The following is a 24,086-nucleotide window of genomic DNA, read 5'->3' as shown; positions in this document are numbered from 1 at the left end:
TCTATAATTTCAACTTTTAACACTTCGATTTAAAATTTTAACAACCATAATAACTTCAAAGCTCATAAATATCGCAAGTGGAATCATAAGTGATAACTTCTCGCTTTTTGATACAGAATGGCTTAGAAAAAGAATATTAGAGAAAAATATAAAAAATAATAGCACTTTAAAAGCTGTAGTTCCTAAATAGATAAATCCCAGCTGCTCTTTAAGTGACTGAGATGTTGTAAACAAAATTTCTGCAGCAATTACAATTATTAAGGAACCTACAGAATGAAAAAGGTAAATAGATTTTAAATCAAAAATGGTATTATTTTGAGCTTTATCCAAAAATGCCATGTGTGAGAAATACGATAGAAAAAAAAGTATTGCTATGGCAACAATGTAAAGAAGTATATTTTTAATCAAGGTTTATTTATTAAGCGATATAACAGACCTTATGACTAAGTAGATAGCTACAAAAACCGATAGTAGAGTTACAACTTTGTCCAACCAACTTACATCAAATTTTACAGACAACCATTTTCCTAAAAGACTTCCTAAATATATTGTAACCCCCATCTGTAAAGCAATAGTGGAGAATCGTGCCCAATTTTTAAGCGCTACGTTCTTTTTTTCCTTTTCCATCTTTAGAAAGCGGTTTTACACTACCCTTCATTACGCAGGAAGCATTAAAAGTTGCGCTAGGCTCAACAGCTAGTTTTCCAGTAATAACTTCTCCCTCAATTTGTGCAGTAGACTTTATTGATAATAGGTTTTTAATTTCTATCTTACCTTCTACCCTTCCTTCTATATCTGCATCATTACAAACAAGTGTTCCAGTTACTACACCTGTTTTTCCTATAACGATTTTATTAGGCGATGTGATATTTCCTTCTACCTCACCATCAATACGAAAACCTCCTTCTGAAGTAATATCCCCTACAAGTTTAGTTCCTTGGCTTAATCTATTTTGTTGATTACTAAGGTCTGGTTCTTTTCCTTTTTTATTATCTGAAAACATGGTGCGGTTATTTTAATTAGTTATTTTTTCTTGATAATCCTCTACATTCTTATGAAGCTGTACAATTTTATAATTTTCACTCGCAATAATAATATTATCCCTAGAGAGTTTAATCTCATCATTATTTGCCAGTAACTCCACAAGTCCTTCTGCCTGTGACCTTGAACTAAGATAATGCACAACAACAAAAGATTGCTCAGGACTATACGAATCTAAAGATATCGTAAAGTTATCATACTTTACTTTTTCTAGAGCTTCTTGCAGCTTTTTATTAAACTCTTGCGCTGCAACTAAATCTTTGTTTTCAAATGGAAAAAGCACTTTATAACTTACAGAAAGTGCCTCATCATCAAAACTTGAAAAAGCCATGTTAGGCAAAACTTTCTGTAGCAAACTTTGTGCTTTCTTACCCTCTTCCGTTCTAGGATAGGTTAAAGCTACAAAATTAAGTGCTGTTTTGTAAGCTTCATACCCTTTATATCTTCCTAGAGCAGTAGCTTTTAGTAATTCAAATTTAGGAAGGTAAGGGTCCCCATAAAATTGCTCGATTCTGGTATCTAATACAGTCAATAATGTTTCAAACTCTTCGGCTTTAAAACGATCATATAAACGTTTGTACACTTCTTCTGGTGCATCAACATCTGCAGCAAATACTGTATTTGGATTATTAATGCGTTGTGCATATCTAGAGTTTGGGTAGGTAGTTAAGATATCATTTTTTAGGGAGTCCTCTTTCGCGAAAGCGTCTGTGTTACCATAGAGTTGATACAAATTATATTTTGCAGGAAGTATTAGCTTTTCGTCAGGTTCAAAAGTGATCAACTTTTCTAATCGCTCTATTGCTAGTGGAAATTCTTTAAATTTTTCCTTATAAATAAGACCTAGTTGGAAATAGGCGACGTTCCTTTCCTTAATCAAGCTATCTATTTGAGTTCTTTCTCTTGGTAATGTGGCAATATAATCGGCTGCTGTTTTTGCTTCTATTTGTTCTTCTACAATGGTCGTTGCAATACCCGGTAGTGTGTTTGCACCTTGAAGAGTATTTTGCTTTGTTGAAGTCCGCCAGCGATCTTCCAGACGGCGGTTGCCCCACTGCTTTTCAAAAGATTGTTTTCCATAGGCCACTGCAACATCATTGTAAAAATAGAACTCCCCAACACCAGCAGCACCTTGTTTTCTAGAACTTGTACTATTTGTAAAGAATTCCTGGTTACGTACTTCCTCTACTCTAGCGAGAGAATCTTGTGTTGCTTTCTCTTTAATTTTTGAAATATAGGCTTCGAAGTAAGCTGTAAGCTCCTCCTCAGGCATCGTTATGAGTCTTATTATGCTGTCATTTCGTATGGCGGTGTTTTCATAACCTATAACATCGTTGAGATTTTCTCTTTTCTTTCTTATACTCCTATACTCTCGTGTTCGAACTGGCAACTTATTCAACACACTGTCGTAATACGCTCCAGCAGTTTTGTAAGCTGCTTTATCAAAATTATAATCTGCAAGAGCCAAATAATCTCGAGAATTTAAAAATTGATCTGAGCTTTTTTGTAATAATGATTTATTATAATTTACGATAGCAGAGTCTTCCTTTCCTATATTCATAAAATAGGTCGCCTTAGTATAATAGATTTTATCAAGAAAAGGCCTGTTTTCTCTATTTTTTACTAAAAGGTCTAAGCGTTCTCTTAATAAGAGTGTGTCTCCTGATGCATAATCAAAGTTGCGAATCTTTTCTAAATGGGCATTAATATGATATTTCCTGGGGACTTTTCTATTGAGGTCAATGACTTCTTGAAATGCAAGGTTTGCGCTATCTGTTTTACCAAGTTTGTTATACAGCTGACCCTTTATAAAATTATAGCGCCCTCTTTCCTCTAGCTTTTTAGTAAGCTTTGATGCGCTTTTGATATACACAAGTGCGCTATCAGGAGTCTCTAGGTTGAGAAAAGCTTGAGCGAGCATGGCATGAGCATCTGCCCTATCTTGATTGCTAAGCTCACTTTCAACTTCAAAAATATCTTTAAGATTGTCTATCGCGATGACATTATTCTCGAGCCTGATATTAGTTTTTTCTTTCCAAACTTTGGCTTGAGCAATATTATTACTTTTTGGATAGTACGCAAGTATATAATTAAATGCTTCTAAGGCGGGTACAAATTGCTGATCATAGTAGCGTGCTTTCCCTAATAACAAAAAGGCCTCATCTATTTGAGGGTTACGCTCTTCGCCATCTATTTTCATCGCATGGCGTTGTATAGCTTTTATAGCTTTCTCTTCTGCTTTTAAAAAGTTAGGATCTCTATTTTCTTCTCCAGAGGCAGTATTTTCGGTAAAAACGATGCGCTCTATAGGTAGAACTTCCCAGTAATTATCATTAAACGTTTCTACTAATGATGCCCTTCCTTTATCTAATGCGACACCGCCATTATAGAGTGTATTGTACTCTGTAGTCACGGCATGAAAATTTCTACTTACAAAACTATCTTTTTTACGGGAGCATCCAGAAAGGAGGACTCCAAAAAGTACGAGGCAAAATGTATAATAAAGAAGTGATTTCAAACCTATTGTTTTTGTAACTAAGGAACAGATATTTACCATATTTAGTATGGTAAGCCCGTAAAAATACGGTTCTTTTTGAAAAAACAGTCTTCACTTGATTTAAATATCAATTTGAAAAGCAATTCACAGCCTATATATCATCCATTTGTGCTTGTGCTACTATAGTTTCTACCGCATTTCCAGCGAAATAATCTTCTAGTTCTCTCAATGTTGCTGGAGAGGTAATTATATCTTTTACCTGGTTGCCTTTTTCTAAAACGACAATACGCTCACATACTTCTGTAACATGCTGTAGATCATGGCTAGAAACTAAAACAGTTACGTCTTGATCAGTAGCCAATTTTTTGATAATACCTTTGAGTCTTATTTGAGTAGTAGGGTCAAGATTTGCAAACGGTTCGTCAAGAATGATTACATCTGGAGAACCTATTAAAGTTGCTACTATACCCACTTTTTTCTGATTTCCTTTTGACAAGTCTCTCAAATATTTACGCTTACCTAGAATCTCATCATTAAAGAAATCTGCAAATGTGGCGAGTAGTGCATCAACATCTGCTTTATTTTGACCACGTAGTTCCCCTATAAAATAAAAGTATTCCTCTGGTGTTAAATAACCAATTAAAAAACTCTCGTCGATAAATGATGCGGTGTAGGTTTTCCAATCTTCGCTTTCGTTTACTTTTACACCTCCATTTTCTATATAACCAGTGGATGGTTTAATTAAATCCAATAAACAGCTAAATAAGGTTGTTTTACCTGCCCCATTATTTCCTACAAGTCCAAAAGCTTGACCCTTTGGAATATCTAAATGCTCAAGGTTTAAAACAGTGACACCGTTATATGTTTTTGATAAATTATGTATTGAGATCATAGCGATACGTTATTTAGTTTGTTTGTAAGCGGCTAGAGTTTTATACTTCTCGCTTTTATAAATTTTAATAATTTGGTTAAATACGCTGTCGCGAAAGGCAATACCCACTAATCCAGCAACAGCCACAAGCACATACCCTAGCCAAGAACCTACCGTAAAATGACCAATTGCATACAAGGCCATAGGACCTAACATTTTAGGTAGACTAATGAGCAACGTTTTGAGGTTGAATGAGCTTTTATCACCAAAAGCCTTTTTTGAACTTTGCAAATCGATGGGTGTTTTAATAAATGCGCCCCCCAATAAAACTAAGTGGGTATTTACGCCAAGATTAAAAATGGCACCAACCAATATAGCGATCAATATATCCCACCCAAAGTAGATATATGGAATACAAAGAATAGCAGAGATAAACGTTACAACAACCATGAGTAACCACTTAGACTTTAAATATTCCTTGTATTTAATATTTTGCGTCATCATGAGTGGGTAATATGAACTATCCCAAGAAGGCACAAATTGCCCAAAGCTAAAGATGAATCCTCCAGTAACAAATACAGCGGCAAACATCTTCCAGAAAGGACCGCTATACACCTCAATAGCGTTTGTGAAAAATAATAATCCATAAAATAAAAAGAACACGCTCATCATCACTGTGGTGCGAGATCGTTTATTTCTCATGATAAGTCGTATATCATTTTTTAAGAAAGTAGACAGCTTTCCAAAACGATTTACCCACCCTAATTCTCCACCAGTAGCCACACTCGTCTTTTTAGCCAGACCTGCATCAAGATATAAGCGTACTAAGAAATACCTAAATGCAATAACTGCAACTATGATAAGCAAAGCTATAGGGAAAATAACCGTCCATTTTAATTCATATAGCCCTTGAAAAAAAGGTTGTGTAAATGATGTAATATCAAAGATTCCTGTATACTGCGCATAACCTAGCCCTGCAAACAAAACACCTACGGCAATAACAAGCCAAAGTTTGTCATTAAAAAAGACATTGATAAAATTGTTTGTATAAATCAAACAAAACATTGCGAGATGCCAAGTGAGTACCCCCAATGGGTCATACCCTTTTACAATAAGTATGATTGAAAATGGAATAAAAAAGAATGCATGCATCCAGTTCCAAAATGCAAGAACCGTTTTTCCTAAGGCAAACTTTACAATTTTTGATTTCTTAAATGGTAATAACAACAAGGGTTTGATATTAACCACGGGCATTTTTTGACCTAAGTACCGTATAATTAAATCTCCTACCACGTAATAAATCATGAATTGATTTACCGTGAGTAATGGCTTTAAATCTGCTTTTTTCAATCCAAAATATAACCCCAAACCGAGCATGCTAAACCATACTATCATGGATAAAGCACCAAAAACCATTAAAATTTTTAAGGCAAGATTTGTTTGAAATGAGGCACTCCTAAAAAACGCCTTCCACTCAAGACTTACAAATTGTTTGATCATGATTATAGATTGTTTAGCAAGGTATGAGTAGTTAATAGATCGTAAAAGTTACACTTAAATGGGTTTGGTTTGTATTTTTACTCAAAAAATTACAGATGTCACAATTTCATACCCTTAGTATACAGTCTATTAAAAGAATTACAGATAAATCTGTAGCCATATCATTCGGCATTCCAGATGATTTAAAAGACGCCTTCACTTTTGCTCCGGGGCAATATATTACTCTTAAAATTAACATAGAAGGCTCTGAAGTTCGTCGTGCGTATTCCTTGTGCAGTACTCCACAAGAGGGACTTACAGTAGGAGTTAAGGAGGTAGAAAACGGAACATTTTCCGTTTATGCAAACCGTGAGCTAAAAGAAGGCGATACCTTAGAAGTTCATCCTCCAGAAGGAAAATTTAAAATTGAAGATTCCGCTTTCGCGAAAGCTCAACACTATGCAGCCTTTGCCGCAGGGTCAGGTATCACGCCTATTTTATCAATGATAAAAACTACTCTTGCTCAGTCTCAGGACAGTACCTTTGTGCTCGTTTATGGTAACCGAACGCCAGAAGAGGCGATGTTTCGTGAAGAATTGCTTGCTTTAAGAGATCAATATAAAAGCCGTTTTTCTATAGAACATATTTACAGCCAGTCGCGCGTAGATGGTGCCCACTTTGGACGTATTATGAAATCTACAGTAAATTTTGTGGTTAAAAATAAATATGCATCTCACAACTTCAATGATTATTTCTTGTGTGGGCCAGAGGCAATGGTAAAAGAAGTTACCAAAGTGCTTAAAGAAAATGGGGTAAATGATACTAACATCCACTTCGAACTCTTTACTGCTTCTTCTGAGGAGGGAAGCGTAGAAGCAGCTTTAGATGGACAAACGAATATTAAAGTCGTTTGTGATGACGAAGATTTTGAGTTTGTAATGAAGCAGACTGATCTCATCCTTGACGCAGCGCTAGATAAAGATATAGATGCCCCACACTCGTGTCAAGGAGGTGTGTGTAGTAGTTGTATCGCTAGAGTAATTGAAGGGACCGCAGAGATGGAAAAAAACCAAATCCTCACTGATGCAGAAGTTGCCGAGGGCTTAATATTAACCTGCCAGGCGCACCCTACCAGCGCAAAAGTAGTGGTGGATTATGATGATGTGTAAGCCTTAATTAATTTCAAAGTTGTATCCCCATTCTGGATTTATAAAACCGTAAGTTTCATTTCCTATTTTTACCGTGACAGCATCATTCCTAATTTTTTCTAGAATATCGTATTTATTATCTATGCCCAAAGGCCTGACGTATAAAATTCTATCATAAGTAGGAAGATTCATTTCTATGGGTAGTTGTGCTCTATGAAAAGTGCCATGCTTTGTAGAAGTTATTTCAACAGGTAAGTTCTTATAGGTTATTGCTGAAGGATATGGCTTAGACAGTAAGGCAACAATAACATTTTTGAAACCAAAATATTCTTCAAAAAAACTAACTATTACATTAATACTTGAGGTGTCATATTTCACATTGTAAAAATCGCCACTTGTCTGTTGTAATTGATCTGTCTTATTTATAAATAAGTAATGAATTTCTTTAAAGTAGCCTTTTTTATAATTATTATAAATAGGCACAATTTTTGCTTTAACTAGTTCTTTGATAGCTAGTTCTTTTTGAATTTTGGGTTTTTTTGTGGAATTGCAGGAACATATGGCAACCATAATAAAGATTACACAGAGTAAGCGCAAAAAAAATAAATTTACTTTCATAGGTTTTAGAATAGCTATAAAACTATGAAAAAACTAGTATATTGAACTTTAAAATTAATTATTATGATTTACCTCTTAAGAAGATCTTCACTCCTCCTTTTACCATTGTTATTATCTGTTAACACCCTAAGCGCACAAGAAGGCGGCGGCGGCGGTACAGATTACAATGCACTCACCTCGCTTCAAAATAATAACAATGCGATGGGAAGCGGCCGTTCTATTTTATCTACTCCTCCTGATGTATTGGGTTCTAATTATGTTTTTGAAAATTGGAACAACGATGCTGTGATTGTACTAGATACCGGTAGAAAATTCTCATTAAAACAAAATTTTAATATCAATGCCGCTCAAGGATCTTTTGAGTCTAAGACGTCTGAGACCTCAGTATTTTCTTTTGACTTATCCAATATAGAGCATGTGATCATTAATGAGGATCGTTATGTTGTGGGTCTTGATCCAGAAGAAAATAGACTCAAGGTGTATAGAGACTTGGGAAGCTACAACGGCAAGAAAATACTAAAAGGCTTTAGAACAGAGCGTGTTTTAGGACATCCAGATCCATTACGAGGACAAGTAAACGATGAGATTAAAATACGTGACACGTATTACTTAAGTAACGAAGGAGCTCTAGAAAAAATAAAATTGAAGAAGTCAACTATTATCGACCTTTTTGATACTGATTCAAAATCTTTAAAAAAGTATATTAAAAAAGAGCGTCTTAATTTTAAAGATGATGCTCATTTTACAAAACTATTTTTATACCTCAATAATTCTTAATCTTTTACGTGAAACATCCCTATATTAATTTAACTTTTTTAATATTACTTTTTATTTGTCATCCATCAGGATTAACTTGCCAAGTTGATACTTTGTACATTAAATTTAGCATTTCAAATTCCAAAAAAACTGGTTACTTCAATAATAATATTAATTATCTTAAAAAAGATAGTGTTTTAAATATTTTTGAAGTGCAATACAAGTCTCAATTTAATAAAATACCTAGAGATAAAAAGCTCTTACAACGAGACCAGATACTAAATGAAATGTTGTATACTAGAAAAGAAAATTTTCATTTTTCGTATTTAATAAATACTAATAATTATAAAAACAGATCCTCTTTCTTAAATTTTATAAATAATCTTAACGTATCATGTTCCAGATTATATACAGGATTTGACCTTGAAAAGGTAATTAATGAACCAGCTTTAGATACTCTAAACAAGGAAGAAATCTATCAAAAAATAATTGCTTTTTTTGATAACCATACTGTAAATAACTTATCTGGAGGAGGCTGGGAAGATCATCAAAGAGTGGAGTTTCTCAGAAAAAAATATTATGAAAATTATAAACATTATAAACAAAAAATAATTTCTAAAAAGAAAGTTAAAAGTCTCTATCTTATTGATTTGAATAAAAAAATAAAAACTTCTCAAGAATTTATTACCATTTTTAGACTTATGAGTCGTGCAAAAATTATTTACTTAACCACCTCTTTTGATCGACACAAAAACTATGTATTGTTCAATGAAGTTTTTTTCAATATGATTAATATAAAACCTTCTAGAATTAGATCTAGATACTCAGAAAACTAAATCTTAATATGACGACTGTAACTTCAACCCTTTAATATATTATTATTTTTCAGTTGAAGAATACTAGAGAATTATAAATAACTTTAAAACTAAAGGTTGTTTAACATATTAATATTTCACTAATCAGTCACTTAAGTTTAAGGTAGCAGGTTCTAAAGGTATGTAGTTATACTTTATAAGGTTAAAAAAGTTAGAGACACCCTCTTAAAAGCCACACATGATAACACACAAAAGGCTTATACCATAGCATATAAATTAGAAAATATAGAGGATATATTTCCATTTACAAGATATACGGGAGATGATGCAATTATAACTCCTTTTGATACTGAGCAATTAGAAGAGATATTTCAGCGCAACTGTGGGTATGAACAAACAACTATAATGATTCCAGTCTTTTGCGTCTATGGATATACGACTTCCACTTGTGGAGATAAAGGCAATCATACTGGTTCAGTGGGGGTTATTCAAACCCTAAACACCTGCGATACCATTCAAGATTGTACAGGCTGCTCAGGTGGAGGTCTTGGAGGTTCTCATAATGGCACTACCTATGGAAGTAATAATAGTGGACCTAGTGGCGGTACTACCCCTATTAGTTCTGACCAAATAAAATATGAAGCATTCAAAGGAGAATTAAGTCGCGCTGCGCAAGACTATATAGCAGGTGAGCTAGCACTTAATACAGAACTATATAATATCTTGAAGCAATACCGCTTTGGTGAAGAGGCAAAAGAGAAGTTTTCTGCAATTTTAAATATGCTTGGAAACCCTTTTACAGATTTACCATTTGCACAATTTGAAAGTTTAGTACCAATAAATGAAGTAACACTTAATCGTGTATTAGCGTATGTTATTGCCATACCCACCATCACCATACAAGAGGCTTCCGTGCTTACAAGTATAGAAACTTTTACTGGAGAAATCCTTAATGAAGAACAGCTTTCTATTTTACGAGAAAACCCACTATTTGCTCAGGAGGTGATGGAGGCTTTAGAAGAAGGAGGTGAGGTAGATATTGAGGAGAAAGTGATACTCGATCCTAGCATATCTAGTAATCCTAAATTAAATTGTGTTTATAATAAATTAAAAGAACTATCCTCTAGCTTTTTTAGTGACGTAATTGATAATCATTTTGACAGCGCAAAGAATGCTCACATAATGTTTATTGTAAAAGAAACTCCTGATGGAGAAGACGCTTTCACAAAAGGGATCGCAAACGGAACAGATTATAGACTTTTCGAAATACAAATAAATCCATCAATAATAGAAGATTCGTCGCCTATAGAAATCGTACTTTTATTTATTCACGAGACCATACACGCAGAGCTACTTGATCGTTGTGTTAGGTTGGGTCTAATAAATACTTTTAATAGTGAAGGTTTCCCAAATTTCACGAACACACCAAATACTTTCACCACTTACGATACTATCTTCGCGTTGTTAGTAAACAAGTATAAAAATTATTATATCGACCACCCTACAGATTCCGGTGAGAGCCAATGGAATCACGACTTATTCACCGTTCTAAATTATAGAGAAAATATTGTTGAAAATCTTCTTGAAATACATCCGTCTTTAAATGATCCAAGCGATGATTTTTTATTTAGTGTTAATAATGATCCTTTAAATACATTTGGAGATTTTAATTTAGAGGATTTGCTTAATTATGTTAGTTGGATAGGGCTTGAAGGAACCCAAGAATATATATCTTCTATTTCTGAAAATCCTACTGAGCTAGCAAAAAAGAATTATTCAGAACGTGCTGTCAGAAATCAATATACACCCGATTGTGTAGAATAGCAAAATCTTATGAACAAACTAATCCAAAGCATTATTATTTTACTTATAACAGCAAATTGTTTTTCTCAAAATGAAACGCTCTATCTTAAAATAGAAAAGCCTTTTTTTAAGAAAATTAATACTACTTCTTACATTACAGGATTTATATCAAAGAGCGAAGATCCTCGTTTCATAAGTGATTACTTTAGGTTTGAAGTATTTAATACGGTTTACATAGAGGACAAAAATGAAATAGGATATTTAACACCTAAAGAATTAAGAAAAAAAGTGTCTATTGACACTTTAAAATATGTAACAATTAATGAATTAGTTGAGCAAAAGGCTTTTTGGCAAGTTCATAATGAACTAAGTCTTAAAAAGAAAATTTTTCTATTAGAAGAAGTAAATTGTACTTCTATAACTGCTAAAAATAGTTTTGAATATTTTATCCTTCCTCTAATTTATGTAGGAACTAGAAAAAATATCATCCCAACAAAAGGATAGTCCTCGAAGTTGTAAATAAATAAAAGCAAAATAATATTTATTGTTATTTTTTTAATTACATCCCATCTAAATACGAAAAAGATTCTGTCTAAATGTATTTAGATGTCTTAATAAATCTTATGGAAGGCAAAACTTACAATTACAGCATTTAAATACATAAACCTAGTTTAAACTGGCGTTTTTTTTTTGATACTTAAAATTTTCTAAAAATAATTGAAGCAACATTTAATCGTGTTTTAGCCTATGTCATTGCCATACCACTATACTATACAAGAGGCTTCCGTACTTACAAGTATAGAAACCTCTACTGGAGAAACTCTTAGTGAGGAACAGCTTTCTGTTTTACTAGAGAACCCACTATTTGCTTTAGAAGTAAAAGAAGCTTTAGAAGAAGATGGTGAGGTGGATATTGAGAATGGAATTCTGAAGGACTCAAGTTTTATTAATACACCAATGGATTGTGTACTAACTTCACTAATTGAAGATAATAATAATCTATGGAAAAGAACTTCTGAAGCATTTAGACCAAATGACAGTCCATTTAACATAAGATTTTCAACATATAACAATCCTATTGATACTTCAAGCGCACGTACTGGGATCCCTGATGAAAATGGTTTAATTACTATTAGGTTTCATTTAGCTAATATTAGCAGTGGGGGAATTGATATAGCAACTGATATTTTTCACGAAACATTCCACGCTGAGCTACATAGAATTCATTTTTCTAATAATAGTCCTCCTAATTCATTGTCGCAACAACAATTTCAATGGTTTGAAAAAATGTGGAGGTTCTATAGCGATCAAAATTCAGATCAAAATTATGTAGCAACAGCAAGTGAACACTATTTTATGGCTCAATACCTGATCAATCCAATAAGTAGGGGATTAAGAGAATTTGATAGTAATTCGCAAACTTTAGAACATTATAAATATCCTTCTTGGAGCGGTTTAGAATCTGTAGGTATTAGATCTGGATATATTTCTCGAACTGAAATCAATAATTTGTCTAACCTTTATTCTATTGTAGTCAATGATTCAAACACACCACCTTGTAATTAGTATAATTGTAGTAGGCTCGCTTTTAACCAGTTGCCAATTTCAAAAAAAAGAAGAATCAATTTCAGACAATCTACTATGTAATGTACTAAACAAACTTAATGTAGACAAAAGACTTGATCAAATTCCATTACTGGAGGAGTTTAAAAATGGAACAAAGTTCAAGCGCTTGAATAATCGGCCTGATAGTATACCTCCATTATCTGTATATATTGATACTTTAAAATTGAAAATTGAAAATATAAAATCATTGAATCAAGTATATTCATTTTTCGATGAGAAAGATCTTCAAGTATATGAGTTGGTTAAAGCAGATTTAAAACTTAATTGTAATGACTATACTTTTATTAATCTATCTACAAATGAATTAAAATCAATTTCTTTGGCAAAGGAACAAGCTATTTTTGTTCAATATAGCAATATATATAAAATGGAAAATTCAAACATAGCCAAAATTTATGTTGTCGTGACCACAGATGTTTTAGACAATACTTTTGGTTTTGAAGTAGATCTTGTTAAAAAAGATGAGTATTGGGAGTTGAAAGAATAGAACAGATATAAAATACTGTAAACTCAAACTGCAATTAAGATGAAATCATTATTTATTTATTTCCTTATTGTCTTTAATTCGTTTTCAATTATAGCTCAACAAGACTCTATTTTCATTAAGATGGATAAATCAATTACTCTAACTGTAGATAAGGCTTATAATTATTCTTTAGAATTATTAATTGCCAGTGATGACAAACACTTCTCATTTGACAACTATAAATTTCAACCGTTTAATAGAATAGAATTTGATAAAGTTCCTTTAAGTCAAGTTGAAAAACCTTTCATTTTAGGTACAAAAATTACATCTATTTCTGATTTTAAAAAATTATCACCTTGCAAACTACACGAATTATTAAGCGGAGCTAGACAAATTTATTTTGTAAGGAGGAATCTCGACAGAGAGTTAGTCTTCTTCAATGCTATATATACAGGAACTGTAAAAAACTTACAGACTCTTAAAATAGGTCATTAAATTGTATTTAGTAATTTTCGGACTACAAAAAAGTTTTAAAATTTATACAATGACAAGAAAAGAACTTTTTACAGAAAAAACATCCTTAAGATAGATAAATCAATGCGCCACACTCTTGTCAAGAAGGTATTTGCAGTAGTTGTATTGCCCGTGTAACAGAAGGTATCGCAGAAATAGAAAAAAACCAAATCCTCACAGATGCAGAGGTGGCAGAGGGGTTAATACTCACCTGCTAAGCACACCCTACCAGTACTAAAGTGGTGGTGGATTTCGATGATGTTTAAAATTTTTTAATACAATGGAATGGCCAGTCTAAGATAGTTTGATTGGCCTTTTTTTATTCACATAGGTTTGTCTACATTTAGACATGTTTCCATATTACTGTGACTTAACGCAATAAAGATTAGAAATATATTTATCCAATATTATAGGTCTGTTTTTGAAATGAAGATATTAATTAGCTTAGTGTTCTTATTATTATCAATTACTACCTGCGTAGCTCAAACAGAAGTTATAGACTATTCAGCTAAAACTGAAATTAACTACATACTTTCAAACTTAAAAGATCCGCATATATTATCACAACCAATCTATAATGGTGCGTTCTATTTGAGTGTCTTTGAAATTTTTGATAGTAATGTGTCTGTGAAAAATGTGAGTGAATCTGAAGAGCTACATTCCAATATTTTTATTTCGCTTACTCCAGATGGCGAGTAGTATACTACTAGCAATATATTAAAAAATTGAACGTCTTATGAATCCAAAAATCATACGTATTTTGGATAAAGAGTTTCCTAGGTTAGAAATTTTCGTTGAGCATGGAAATTATGTTTCTAGAAAAGTCGAAGAGTTTATAATACCTGCTAATTCTAAGTCTAAATAACAGTGAGAACAGATACAATAAAGATTTTTTTGTTTATTGCTGTTGCTTTACTGGCTTCTTGCAAATCTCAATCGATCCAGAAGATTGAAAAAAATCCAAAGTGCACTTTTACAAAAAATTAAAGTGGTCTTTAAAAAAAGGATGTCATATTAATACTTCAGAGCCATGCGACTAACTATTTACATAATATTGTACACATTACTTTCCTGTGGTGCAACACCAAAAACATCTCCTAAGAATCAAAAAGTTGTCACTATATTCATAGAAAACACTTTAAATGACCTCGAGAGCTTTCAACCCGACAGAAAGGTAGAAGTTGTTCTTAATGCTAATGAACGTTTAAAAGACTTTATAGAAGTTTTAGATCAAAACCATCCTAATTACTTGCACTATGTGAATACTTTTTCTGCATCCATTATGGAACATTTAATAGCGTCTAAGCAAACATTGCAATCTCAAATTGAAAATCTGGAGGTAATAGATTGTGAAAATATCACGGAAAATGAAGAAAAATATATTTGCTATAATTCATTAGAAGAGTATCATAAAATAGAGAGAAAGGCTTACGATTTATTAAAGAAGCCATATATATATATTGCACAGCCTCTATTTTCAAATAACAGGAAATATTCTTTACATGTATATACTACCGGAGGAGAAGGATATTCTCAACTTAGTTTAGCTATATTTAATAAAGGAGAAGATGGAATATGGGTGTTAGAAACGAGAAGATATCTAGCCTTTTAAGCTTTACATTTTATCTAAGAAGTTCGTTAATCATTTTAATCTTAATAGTTTTTACTTAATTTATTAAAGTTTTACCTCTAGTGCAGTCATACAAGCTTATCTTGTTTAATCAAGAACTTTCTGATTCTGTTTATCAGAGTTTATTAATAGGTAGTTTGATTTATCTATCTCCAATTAACAACAATGACCCGAACTTCTGGGATAATTTATCAACACAAACGCCTAATGATGGAAATCACGGTATTATAAATTCAACACGTTTAATCCCAACCAATCAGTGAGAACCCTATTTAGAATCTTAATATGCATTACAATTATTGGATGCTACAATGAGCCAAATGAAGTCAATTTTGAAATATGGAATACTAATTCTATATATATTACTGATATAAAAATCTCAAACGGCACAAACATTATTCATATTGATACTTTAGAGTCTAATGGAAAAAAAGAGGTTAATTTAAAATTTATAGATGTTCCTATCATAGATGGTAGTTATCAACTAAATTACAAAATAGGATTAGAGGAACATTTTAAAAACTTTGGATACTACAGTAATGGAGTCCCAACAAATAGTATCTATACATGTATTATAAAAAATGATACGATTTTAATTAAAGAAACTATGAAATAGATAAATCAATGTACCGCACTCTTGTCAAGGAGGTGTTTGTAATAGCTTTATTGCTAGAGTAACAAAAGGTACCGCAGGGATGAAAAAAAAACAAATCCTCACAGATGCAGAGGTGGCAGAGGGATTAATTCTCACGTGTCAAGCACATCCCACAAGCGCTACGATTGTAGTGGATCATGATGATGTTTAAAATATATGAAGTAAGGTGTCTGTGAAAAATGTGAGTGAATCTGAAGAGCTACATTTCAGTATTTTTATATCTCTTATTACAGATGGCGACTATTATACTACGAGCAATTTATTTAAAATTGAACGTCTTATAAATCCAAAAATCATACGTATTTTGGATAAAGAGTTTCCTAGGTTGGAAGTTTTTATTGAGAATGGAAATTATGTTTCTAGAAAAGTTGAAGAGTTTATAATACCTGCTTATTCTAAGTCTAAATAACAGTGAGAACAGATACAATAAAGATTTTTTTGATTATTGCTGTTGCTTTACTGGCTTCCTGCAAATCTCAATCATTCTATAAAGACTTGAATTCACAGGAAATTGAATTCTTAGAATATTTAACTCCTATTCTAAATAATAGAACTATTCACCCTCTAACGTTAACAAATCAAATTCTTAAAAATGAATATGATTTTAATTGGGATATTGATGAGGTTCGAATGAATGCAAAAAAAGCACCTAGCATTTTTTATAAAGACATATCTGAGGTATTTCCATCTAAATCTGATTTCTTGACGTTACAAAAGGAAATGGAAATACCTGTGAGGTTAAGTAAATATAATCTTCAATTAAACTTTTCAGAAAATAACGAAAACAATTACCGGATGTCCAAACCACTTTTTAATGAAAGAAATGGGTTCATCTATGTGTTTTTTGACAATAATCCTGCTTGGTCTACTAAAGAATTAAATCTAAGGGTTTACGAAAAAATGGGTTCAAAATATCGTAATGTGGGCGTCTTACTTTGGTCACACAAGTAATTTTAATGCAGGTTTATTCAGTATTTTTATGAGAGCAGTTTCATGATTATTATATAAAACAAATTTATTTACTTTTAAACATGTTCCCATATTACCGCGACGTTACACTATTTGCAATGGCAATTTGTATCCTATTTGGACTGGCAAGTGCTGGGGTGGTAGATGGGCTTTTGGATTGGCTTCTAAGAACGGTTATCATCTTCGGTGTTTTTGGGACGGGATTAGGTGTGCTTGCTTTTCGATATTTTCAAAAGCAGCAATATTATATGTATTACAATCTTGGATTTACCAAAAAAGAGCTTATTCTTAAGACTTGGGCTGTAAACTTTACAATTGGGGTTATTATAGCAATAACTTTAGCTCTTTTTATATGAGGAGCGAGTTAAAGCTAAATTATGCGCGCAAATCTTTTGGTTCCAAAAAAGTGCTAGAAGATGTTTCTTTCTCTTTGAAACAAGGTGAGATTTTAGGAATGTTTGGTAAAAACGGTTCTGGCAAATCAACCTTGCTTAAAATTTTATTCGGCACATTAAAAGCGACTACCTTAGACTTAAGAATTAATGAAATAGTCATTAAGCAGTCCTCCATAATTCCCCAGCAACATATCGGGTATTTACCACAAGAACACTTTCTACCTAAACATCTTAAAGTGCGTGACATCATTCCGCTATTTTATGAAGGCAATGACCAGGATATTATTTTTAGAGCGCCTTTTATTGAAAAAATTGCTTCCCGCAAAACAGGATCTCTTTCGCTCGGAGAATTACGTTATCTAGAGCTACTGCTCATTGCAAACCTACCTCATCCCTTCTTAATGCTAGACGAGCCTTTTTCTATGATTGAGCCTCTGTATAAAGATAAAATTAAGACATTGCTACTCAAACTTAAAGAGAAGAAAGGTATGATCCTCACCGATCATTATTATACAGATGTATTAGATATTTCTACTAAGAACCTTGTGATTAAAGATGGTGTGACTAACCAAGTACATACTGCAGAAGATCTAAAAGATTTTGGTTATTTAAGCTGATGTAATTTTTAAAGTAACTCTTCTGGAGCTTCTTGTGTGATCTCTCCTAGCGTCGAGATGACGAGCCTAAGATATTTCGACAAAACGTGGCACGAGTGACGAGAAATCGAATAGGAGTAAACACTTTATGTGTTCGATAATTTGAAAACAAGTAGATGTTTATTTTATTAACATCCTGGAGCTTCTTGCGTGATCTCTCCTTGCGTCGAGATGACGAGCCTAAGTCATTTCGATAGAACGAAGCACGAGTGACGAGAAATCACATAAGAGTAAACACTTTGTGTGTGCAATAATCTGAAAACAAGTAGATGCTTATATTATTAACATTGTGGAGCTGCTTGTGTGATCTCTTCTTGCGTCGAGATGACAACCCTAAGTCATTTCGACAGAACGAGGCACGAGTGACGAGAAATCGCATAGGAGTAAGTACACTGTGTAAGCGAACTTGAAAATTGAAAGTAGCCCCTTGTCAAAGCGCTATGTAGCACTTATTATGAGATTTCTCCTTGCGTGTACATGACGAGCGCTGATTATGTACAGAGAAAAGGCAAAGAAGATCGAATGGTTACGCTTTCGCGAAAGCGTTCTCTTAAATAAATTTTTTAATGATCGTTGCTACTGGCTCTATAGCTGTCGTTTCTTCTATGGTAGGCCCAGCTACCCAAACGGTCTTATACGTCGCTCCCTGAGCTGCTTTTGTGGTGTCACGCATTCCTTTTGCAAAGCGAATGGCCTTAACCCACTTCTTAAGTTTTTTATTCTTGTTCAATATTTTCTCAATCCACGTTTGCTTTGTTCCTATTTTTTGAACGTAAGGCGTGTTAATGACAGTACAAGGAGTACCTGATATCTTTTGAGTCATCACAATATCTTTTTCACCATAATCTACACAAGCTTGTTTATACTCGTCAGAAACCGGTGCTTCTTCAGATGCAATAAAGGGACTTCCTATACTTGCTCCTATGGCTCCGTAGGACATCATTTTGTCTAAATGAGCTTTTGTACTCACTCCTCCCGCAGAAATTACTGGGATAGCACAGTTTTCATCTAATTCTCGAATAAGTTTCTCTGGAGATATATTTCCTCTATGACCTCCTGCTTGGTTGTTTACAGCCACAAGTGCGTCACAACCCATAGCCTCCACTTTCTTAGAGTAACCAAGATCTGTAACATCACAAAGTACTTTAATCCCTTTAGGTTTTGCCGCTTCAATTACTTTTTGTGGCGAACCTAAGGAAGTGATTATAAAGTCTACCCCAAGATCACAAGCCGCTTCTAGCTGTGCGGGGTACTTCATGTTTGATTTATTGACAATAAGATTAATTCCAAAAGCGCCTCCAGGTACTTTTGCGGCTTTTAACTCAGTTATCGCTGCTCTTAATTCTTCTATGGTACGGTAATTAAGTGCTGGCACACATGCTGCAATTCCATTCTCCATCCCCGCTTTAAGCATCGCTACATTAGAAACCAAAAACATAGGTGCCATAATGATAGGGTGTGTGATACCTAAAAGTTCTTGTAATGATGTTTTTTGTGGTGCCATACGTATTTTATTTTAATCAAATATAGGAATTAAATGCTATGCGTGCATAATAGTTATGACAGTGAGGATATCTTCTCAACAATCATCTCTGGAGTAATGGTTCTCATTACTTCCTCATACCCATCTGGAAGTGTATTACCAAATATACTTGTAGGTATTTCAGGAAACAATGTGCGATCTGATAGAATACAGTTTTTCTCTTGAGCAAAAGGCGTAAAGCCTGCGTACGGATGTGTTACTCCCCAAAGTGTGACTGTAGGTACACCAAACATTGCGGCTAAGTGTCCATTACCGCTATCCATAGAAATCATAGCATCTAGATGGGCAATAAGATTAATTTGTTCACTAAAACTTAAAGCTCCTGCAGCAATATGGACATCGACGTGACTAAAGCATAGATCTTTGAGTGTGTCTACTTCACTTGGTGAACCAAATAAAAAAAGATCCCATTCTCCAGACTCATCTAATTTTCTAATGACTTCTTTCATTAAGTTTAATGGGTACTGCTTCCCTAAGTGAGCCGCAAAAGGGGCTATACCTAACCACTTCCTTCTACATTTTTTTGTAAACTTCGCTACAGCATCTTTTCTCTGCGGTCTTGGGAGCGCAATAGGTGATGGTATGGCATACCCAAGTTTCTCAAAAACATCTGCATATCTCGTTATGGTATTCTTGAGTTGTTTGAAGTGCTTCTTTTCTCCGCTTATAAGTGCCTTTTTCTCTGTACGCCCTTTATCCAGTTGTACAGCAGGAGTCGCCATAAATTTAAGAAGCATTTTTGACCTAAGTACATTATGAAGATCTGCGATGTGTGTTATCTTTTGTTTTTTAAGATCTCGAGATAGTTTCCATATACCGCTTACTCCTTTATGTGTTGTCTTTACTTCTGCTGTTACAAAATGTACTCCAGGAATGGTCTCTACAATAGGTTTAAAAAAAGACTTTGATAAAACAGAAATTTTAAGATGTGGATATTTTTTTGCTAATGCATAGACCACTGGAGCAATCATAGCAACGTCTCCCATTGCTGAGAGTCGAATAACTAATATATGATCAGAGTTGTTATGCATAGTCGTTACTAGAGCGTCTAAAAAGGGTTGAGTAGAAAATTTATTTTTTAATATTCCGCAATACAGGGTTTAACTCGTCATCATTATACATTTTCATTTGCTTATAGACCTTCATGTATTTGTCTCCTTTTTCGATATCGTCAAGTAATGTGTCTATAGCCGTAGAGAGATCTTCTCGTTGTTCTAATAAGACTTCAAGCTTTTTTTGACAAGTGTTACGATGTGACTGGCTAGCGTTTTCTCGTGTAGCCTCTTCTTCCATATGATACACCTTTAATGCAAGAATTGATAGTCGATCTACACCCCATGCTGGGCTTTCTGTGTTAATTGTTGCATCACTCTTTACTTGAACATCTCTGTATTTTTCTAAAAAGTAACTATCTATATACTCCACCATATCGGTACGATCCTGATTTGAAGCATCAATCTTACGTTTTAGAGTAAGAGCTGCCTCTGGATCAATCTGTGGGTCTCTAATAATATCTTCGTAATGCCATTGTACAGTATCTATCCAGCATTTTCTATATAGTAGATGCGCTAACAAATTATCACTCTTATCATATTTATTTGTGAATGGTTGCACTACCGTATTCACCACATGATAGGTGTCTATGACTTCTTTAAATATTTTATTCGCCTTATCTGTAAACATATATGTTATTTTCATTGTAATACCTATAAGCTGTGTATTGTTACAACTTGTTACAAAGATATTATTTTTAATGATGGTAGTGTTTTTCTCACAAACAACTGATTGTCAATTAAATAGTTTAAATGTCAATTCTAAAATAATGACTTGTATAAACTCAAGCGTGTAATAGCTACTTATGGCGGCATTATAATTGGGTTTGTTCTGCCTATTTTCCATCAAAAATTAATTAGTGATGTTTTTCTAAATAGACTCATCATATTTTTTACGCTAAGAAATAGAGTTTTTGTGTTCGCTTTCGCGAAAGCGTAATTCTAAATAAATAATTTTATTTCTGTAGTGCCAAAAAAAATTTAACCTTAGGGTATTTACAATTTTAAACAAGGTGAATTATAATGGGTAATATTATGATGAGCCAGAGTAAACTCTCTTTAAATAATAGACTAGAGGTGTTTTCTAGATAGTTACTCACGATAATAACAATAGGTGGAAGTATAAAATACCACTCTGCTCCTGTCTTATTATTTATCATCATTATAAAAGCAAAGCTTATAAATAATATGGTCAAAACTACTGCATATCTCCCTTTGAGAACTGAAGACGCACGACTTTGTTCTCTTAAGTAGCTCCATATTGTCCAGAGTAACGTTCCTATTAAAAATGCGATAGCGATAAGAATCTGGAGGTTATTATATGCTTTAAAGTCAAATGAAATCGCTGGTAAATCAACGATCACATCCTGAGGAGCTCCATAATAATACAAAAGGATTGCATAGCCAACTGTACAAAAGCTACATATTGCAACAATAGGTATAAACAACATATGCAATTTGTTACTTCTGTAGATTAAAAGAGTGAGGTAAATAGCTATTACGTAAACCCAACTATAAAAGACCGCCAAAGAAGCTAATAATATCCAAAATGTTGCGTCTAATATCTTACGCTCCATATGCAATTCTGATCTTAAACTAATTACTCTTCGCAAAGCGATAAGCACTAATGCGCCTCCTATTAAAATACTCCCATCGCGCAATGCTTCAGGTAAAGCTAGACCGAAGGCTCCAAATAATAAAATTCGATATGAGTTACGTTTAGTTAGGTCATTCTTTTGAGCCACAAAACTTAAAACGAACATTGCCAAAATAAAAAGTAGTAACATTCCAAATACCTTAAGCAACTCTACCCAAGAGAATGGAGCCATAAAAACACTCTTATTACTGTAGAAAAAACCTATGATCATATAGGTAAGCACAGCAATGACTGCTATGGGTTTTGCAGTACCAAAAAATTTTGTGAGCATCAGTAGAAATTTTTATATTTTTGCACTTGCAAGTAAAATACTTGCATCACTGAGATTTCAATATTGTAAACATACAACATTATGAGTTTGACAAGTTTTTTTGAAGCAATTGAAGATGCTGCAGAAGCTGTTTTATTTGCACCTTTTAACGCTTTAGCAGAGCTAGAACTAAGTAATTGGTGGCTGGCTAATGGACTCAATTGGATATTTATGCTTATTTGTGCTGCAGCACTTGTTTACTGGATGCTGGAGCTTAAAAAATATAATGATAATGACACAGAGTACCGTGAGGCAAAAGCACACAGTTTTCTAGGGAAGGACAGCGAGTTAGACAGCCGTCTATAAATCAAAACCTATATCCTTACGATAATTCATCCTATCAAAATGTAGTTTATCTATGTTTTGATAGGATTTTTTTAGTGCCTTTTTATAATCAGAATCTAAGGAAGTAACAGCAATCACCCTGCCTCCATTTGTAACGATATTACCATTCTCTGTTATTGCTGTACCTGCATGAAAGATAATAGAATCACTGACCTCATCAAGGCCCGTGATCGTTTTTCCCTTTTCATAAGCTTCTGGATATCCTCCAGATACTAACATTACAGTCGAAGCACTGCGATTGTCAATTTTTAAATCTTTCGTATCTAGCTTTTGGCTGGCTACAGCCGTAAATAGTTCTACAAGATCAGATTGAATACGTGGTAATACCACTTCTGTTTCTGGGTCACCCATACGCACATTGTACTCAATCACTTTAGGCTCCTCACCCACTTTAATGAGTCCTATAAAGATGAACCCTTTATATTCTATATTCTCCTTAGAAAGACCATTAACTGTAGGTTTTACAATGCGCTCTTCTATCTTCTGCATGAATATTTCATCTGCAAAAGGAACTGGACTGATGGCTCCCATTCCTCCCGTATTTAGCCCTTTATCTCCTTCACCTATACGCTTATAGTCCTTTGCGGTAGGTAAAATTTTATAGTTCTCGCCATCTGTAAGTACAAATACACTTAGCTCTATTCCATCTAAAAACTCCTCTATGACAACAGTGGTGCTAGCCTCTCCAAATTTTCCGCCAAGCATTATCTCTAGTTCTTCCTTCGCTTCTTCGAGGGTTTCAAGAATAAGTACTCCTTTTCCTGCGGCAAGTCCGTCTGCTTTTAAAACATATGGAGGACTTAGCGTTTCTAAAAATACTTTCCCTTTTTTAAGTGTTTCTTTAGTAAAAGCAGCATATGCTGCAGTAGGTATTTGATGTGCCATCATAAATTCTTTTGCACGCTCTTTACTACCTTCAAGCTTTGCCCCTTTTTTAGAAGGCCCGATTATTGCCACATCTTTTAATGCATCATCTCCCTTGAAAAAATCATAAATACCTTTTACAAGTGGATCTTCTGGTCCCACAACTACCATTTTAATACGCTCTTTGAGTACCAATGTTTTGATGGCGTCAAAATCTGTCACACCTATATCAATATTGGTTGCAATTTTTTGAGTTCCTGCATTCCCAGGAGCTACAAAAAGGTTATTACAGTTTTTACTTTGTGCAATTTTATATGCAAATGTGTGCTCACGGCCTCCAGAACCTAATATTAAAATATTCATCAGTGGGAATGTTA

Annotated in this window: 28 protein-coding genes and 2 pseudogenes; 18 read left to right on the top strand and 12 right to left on the bottom strand. The window is 33.7% G+C overall.

Annotation, left to right across the window (positions count from 1 at the left end; genetic code table 11):
• Positions 1 to 9 precede the first annotated feature (9 nt).
• The 6 genes from OD90_RS09190 to OD90_RS09165 all read right to left on the bottom strand — a co-directional run bounded on the left by OD90_RS09190 (position 10) and on the right by OD90_RS09165 (position 5,909).
• Positions 10 to 408, bottom strand: a complete 399-nt coding sequence (locus OD90_RS09190) for a DUF6168 family protein (RefSeq protein ID WP_222430161.1) — start codon at positions 406 to 408, stop codon at positions 10 to 12.
• A gap of 3 nt (positions 409 to 411) precedes the next feature.
• Positions 412 to 627, bottom strand: coding sequence for an AtpZ/AtpI family protein (locus tag OD90_RS09185; RefSeq protein ID WP_144668881.1), 216 nt, complete (start codon positions 625 to 627; stop codon positions 412 to 414).
• The gene (locus OD90_RS09180) at positions 596 to 1,003 is read right to left on the bottom strand and encodes a polymer-forming cytoskeletal protein (protein WP_144668880.1); all 408 of its coding nucleotides are present in this window, start codon (positions 1,001 to 1,003) and stop codon (positions 596 to 598) included. The genes OD90_RS09185 and OD90_RS09180 overlap by 32 nt, the downstream gene beginning before the upstream one ends.
• 12 nt (positions 1,004 to 1,015) lie before the next feature.
• Positions 1,016 to 3,559: a tetratricopeptide repeat protein gene (locus OD90_RS09175; RefSeq protein WP_186434740.1), complete on the bottom strand. Its 2,544-nt coding sequence runs from the start codon at positions 3,557 to 3,559 to the stop codon at positions 1,016 to 1,018.
• A gap of 130 nt (positions 3,560 to 3,689) precedes the next feature.
• Entirely contained in the window at positions 3,690 to 4,430 is a 741-nt protein-coding gene (locus tag OD90_RS09170; RefSeq protein WP_144668878.1) for an ABC transporter ATP-binding protein, read from the bottom strand.
• A gap of 9 nt (positions 4,431 to 4,439) precedes the next feature.
• Positions 4,440 to 5,909: a DUF5687 family protein gene (locus tag OD90_RS09165; protein ID WP_144668877.1), complete on the bottom strand. Its 1,470-nt coding sequence runs from the start codon at positions 5,907 to 5,909 to the stop codon at positions 4,440 to 4,442.
• Positions 5,910 to 6,004: 95 nt separating this feature from the next.
• Here OD90_RS09165 and OD90_RS09160 point away from each other — a divergent pair, with 95 nt between their 5' ends.
• Positions 6,005 to 7,057, top strand: a complete 1,053-nt coding sequence (locus OD90_RS09160) for a ferredoxin--NADP reductase (protein WP_144668876.1) — start codon at positions 6,005 to 6,007, stop codon at positions 7,055 to 7,057.
• 3 nt (positions 7,058 to 7,060) lie between these two features.
• Here the strand turns inward: OD90_RS09160 and OD90_RS09155 are convergent, their stop codons facing one another.
• The gene (locus OD90_RS09155; RefSeq protein ID WP_186434739.1) at positions 7,061 to 7,654 is read right to left on the bottom strand and encodes a hypothetical protein; all 594 of its coding nucleotides are present in this window, start codon (positions 7,652 to 7,654) and stop codon (positions 7,061 to 7,063) included.
• 63 nt (positions 7,655 to 7,717) lie between these two features.
• Between OD90_RS09155 and OD90_RS09150 the strand changes: the two genes are divergently transcribed.
• The 16 genes and pseudogenes from OD90_RS09150 to OD90_RS09075 all read left to right on the top strand — a co-directional run bounded on the left by OD90_RS09150 (position 7,718) and on the right by OD90_RS09075 (position 17,899).
• A complete protein-coding gene (locus OD90_RS09150) occupies positions 7,718 to 8,431 on the top strand; it encodes a hypothetical protein (RefSeq protein ID WP_144668874.1) in 714 nt (237 codons plus the stop codon).
• Positions 8,432 to 8,439: 8 nt separating this feature from the next.
• Positions 8,440 to 9,246, top strand: a complete 807-nt coding sequence (locus OD90_RS09145; RefSeq protein ID WP_144668873.1) for a hypothetical protein — start codon at positions 8,440 to 8,442, stop codon at positions 9,244 to 9,246.
• Positions 9,247 to 9,630: 384 nt separating this feature from the next.
• A complete protein-coding gene (locus OD90_RS09140) occupies positions 9,631 to 11,049 on the top strand; it encodes a hypothetical protein (protein WP_144668872.1) in 1,419 nt (472 codons plus the stop codon).
• 9 nt (positions 11,050 to 11,058) lie between these two features.
• Positions 11,059 to 11,532, top strand: a complete 474-nt coding sequence (locus tag OD90_RS09135) for a hypothetical protein (RefSeq protein ID WP_144668871.1) — start codon at positions 11,059 to 11,061, stop codon at positions 11,530 to 11,532.
• Positions 11,533 to 11,775: 243 nt separating this feature from the next.
• Complete coding sequence (locus OD90_RS09130) at positions 11,776 to 12,594, top strand: hypothetical protein (protein WP_144668870.1); 819 nt, start codon at positions 11,776 to 11,778, stop codon at positions 12,592 to 12,594.
• A complete protein-coding gene (locus tag OD90_RS09125) occupies positions 12,566 to 13,141 on the top strand; it encodes a hypothetical protein (RefSeq protein ID WP_144668869.1) in 576 nt (191 codons plus the stop codon). Before OD90_RS09130 ends, OD90_RS09125 begins: the two co-directional genes overlap by 29 nt.
• A gap of 39 nt (positions 13,142 to 13,180) precedes the next feature.
• Entirely contained in the window at positions 13,181 to 13,615 is a 435-nt protein-coding gene (locus tag OD90_RS09120; RefSeq protein ID WP_144668868.1) for a hypothetical protein, read from the top strand.
• A 98-nt stretch (positions 13,616 to 13,713) separates the two neighbouring features.
• A pseudogene (locus OD90_RS09115) lies at positions 13,714 to 13,851 on the top strand (2Fe-2S iron-sulfur cluster-binding protein); the annotation flags it as partial.
• A 208-nt stretch (positions 13,852 to 14,059) separates the two neighbouring features.
• Entirely contained in the window at positions 14,060 to 14,332 is a 273-nt protein-coding gene (locus tag OD90_RS09110; RefSeq protein ID WP_144668867.1) for a hypothetical protein, read from the top strand.
• Positions 14,333 to 14,687: 355 nt separating this feature from the next.
• Positions 14,688 to 15,245: a hypothetical protein gene (locus OD90_RS09105; RefSeq protein ID WP_144668866.1), complete on the top strand. Its 558-nt coding sequence runs from the start codon at positions 14,688 to 14,690 to the stop codon at positions 15,243 to 15,245.
• 277 nt (positions 15,246 to 15,522) lie between these two features.
• On the top strand, positions 15,523 to 15,879 hold the full coding sequence (locus tag OD90_RS09100; RefSeq protein WP_144668865.1) for a hypothetical protein: 357 nt from the start codon (positions 15,523 to 15,525) through the stop codon (positions 15,877 to 15,879).
• Between the two features lie 4 nt (positions 15,880 to 15,883).
• A pseudogene (locus OD90_RS09095) lies at positions 15,884 to 16,069 on the top strand (2Fe-2S iron-sulfur cluster-binding protein); the annotation flags it as partial.
• A gap of 30 nt (positions 16,070 to 16,099) precedes the next feature.
• Positions 16,100 to 16,327 (top strand): hypothetical protein, encoded by a 228-nt coding sequence (locus OD90_RS09090; protein ID WP_144668863.1) that lies wholly within the window; start codon positions 16,100 to 16,102, stop codon positions 16,325 to 16,327.
• A gap of 2 nt (positions 16,328 to 16,329) precedes the next feature.
• Entirely contained in the window at positions 16,330 to 16,869 is a 540-nt protein-coding gene (locus OD90_RS09085) for a hypothetical protein (RefSeq protein ID WP_144668862.1), read from the top strand.
• Positions 16,870 to 16,985: 116 nt separating this feature from the next.
• A complete protein-coding gene (locus tag OD90_RS09080) occupies positions 16,986 to 17,243 on the top strand; it encodes a hypothetical protein (protein ID WP_144668861.1) in 258 nt (85 codons plus the stop codon).
• Between the two features lie 50 nt (positions 17,244 to 17,293).
• Positions 17,294 to 17,899, top strand: coding sequence for an ATP-binding cassette domain-containing protein (locus tag OD90_RS09075; protein ID WP_315897471.1), 606 nt, complete (start codon positions 17,294 to 17,296; stop codon positions 17,897 to 17,899).
• Positions 17,900 to 18,488: 589 nt separating this feature from the next.
• Here the strand turns inward: OD90_RS09075 and OD90_RS09070 are convergent.
• From OD90_RS09070 to OD90_RS09055, 4 genes are all read right to left on the bottom strand, one after another.
• A complete protein-coding gene (locus tag OD90_RS09070) occupies positions 18,489 to 19,442 on the bottom strand; it encodes an NAD(P)H-dependent flavin oxidoreductase (RefSeq protein ID WP_144668859.1) in 954 nt (317 codons plus the stop codon).
• 53 nt (positions 19,443 to 19,495) lie between these two features.
• Positions 19,496 to 20,512 carry a glycosyltransferase family 9 protein gene (locus tag OD90_RS09065; RefSeq protein ID WP_261374494.1) on the bottom strand — a complete coding sequence of 339 codons (1,017 nt, stop codon included), beginning with the start codon at positions 20,510 to 20,512 and terminating at the stop codon, positions 19,496 to 19,498.
• A 40-nt stretch (positions 20,513 to 20,552) separates the two neighbouring features.
• The gene (locus OD90_RS09060) at positions 20,553 to 21,164 is read right to left on the bottom strand and encodes a DUF4254 domain-containing protein (RefSeq protein WP_144668858.1); all 612 of its coding nucleotides are present in this window, start codon (positions 21,162 to 21,164) and stop codon (positions 20,553 to 20,555) included.
• A 373-nt stretch (positions 21,165 to 21,537) separates the two neighbouring features.
• Positions 21,538 to 22,461, bottom strand: a complete 924-nt coding sequence (locus OD90_RS09055; protein ID WP_144668857.1) for a DUF6427 family protein — start codon at positions 22,459 to 22,461, stop codon at positions 21,538 to 21,540.
• Positions 22,462 to 22,542: 81 nt separating this feature from the next.
• On the opposite strand from OD90_RS09055, the gene OD90_RS09050 reads away from it, so the two are divergent.
• Positions 22,543 to 22,806 (top strand): DUF6341 family protein, encoded by a 264-nt coding sequence (locus OD90_RS09050; protein WP_144668856.1) that lies wholly within the window; start codon positions 22,543 to 22,545, stop codon positions 22,804 to 22,806.
• Here OD90_RS09050 and purD read toward each other — a convergent pair.
• A complete protein-coding gene (purD, locus tag OD90_RS09045; RefSeq protein WP_144668855.1) occupies positions 22,801 to 24,072 on the bottom strand; it encodes a phosphoribosylamine--glycine ligase in 1,272 nt (423 codons plus the stop codon). The genes OD90_RS09050 and purD overlap by 6 nt on opposite strands.
• Between the last annotated feature and the right edge of the window lie 14 nt (positions 24,073 to 24,086).

The sequence above is a fragment of the Dokdonia sp. Hel_I_53 genome (genome assembly GCF_007827465.1).
Classification (GTDB): domain Bacteria; phylum Bacteroidota; class Bacteroidia; order Flavobacteriales; family Flavobacteriaceae; genus Dokdonia.
Note: the sequence above shows the minus strand (reverse complement) of the source record. Positions and strands in the feature narration are given on the sequence as shown.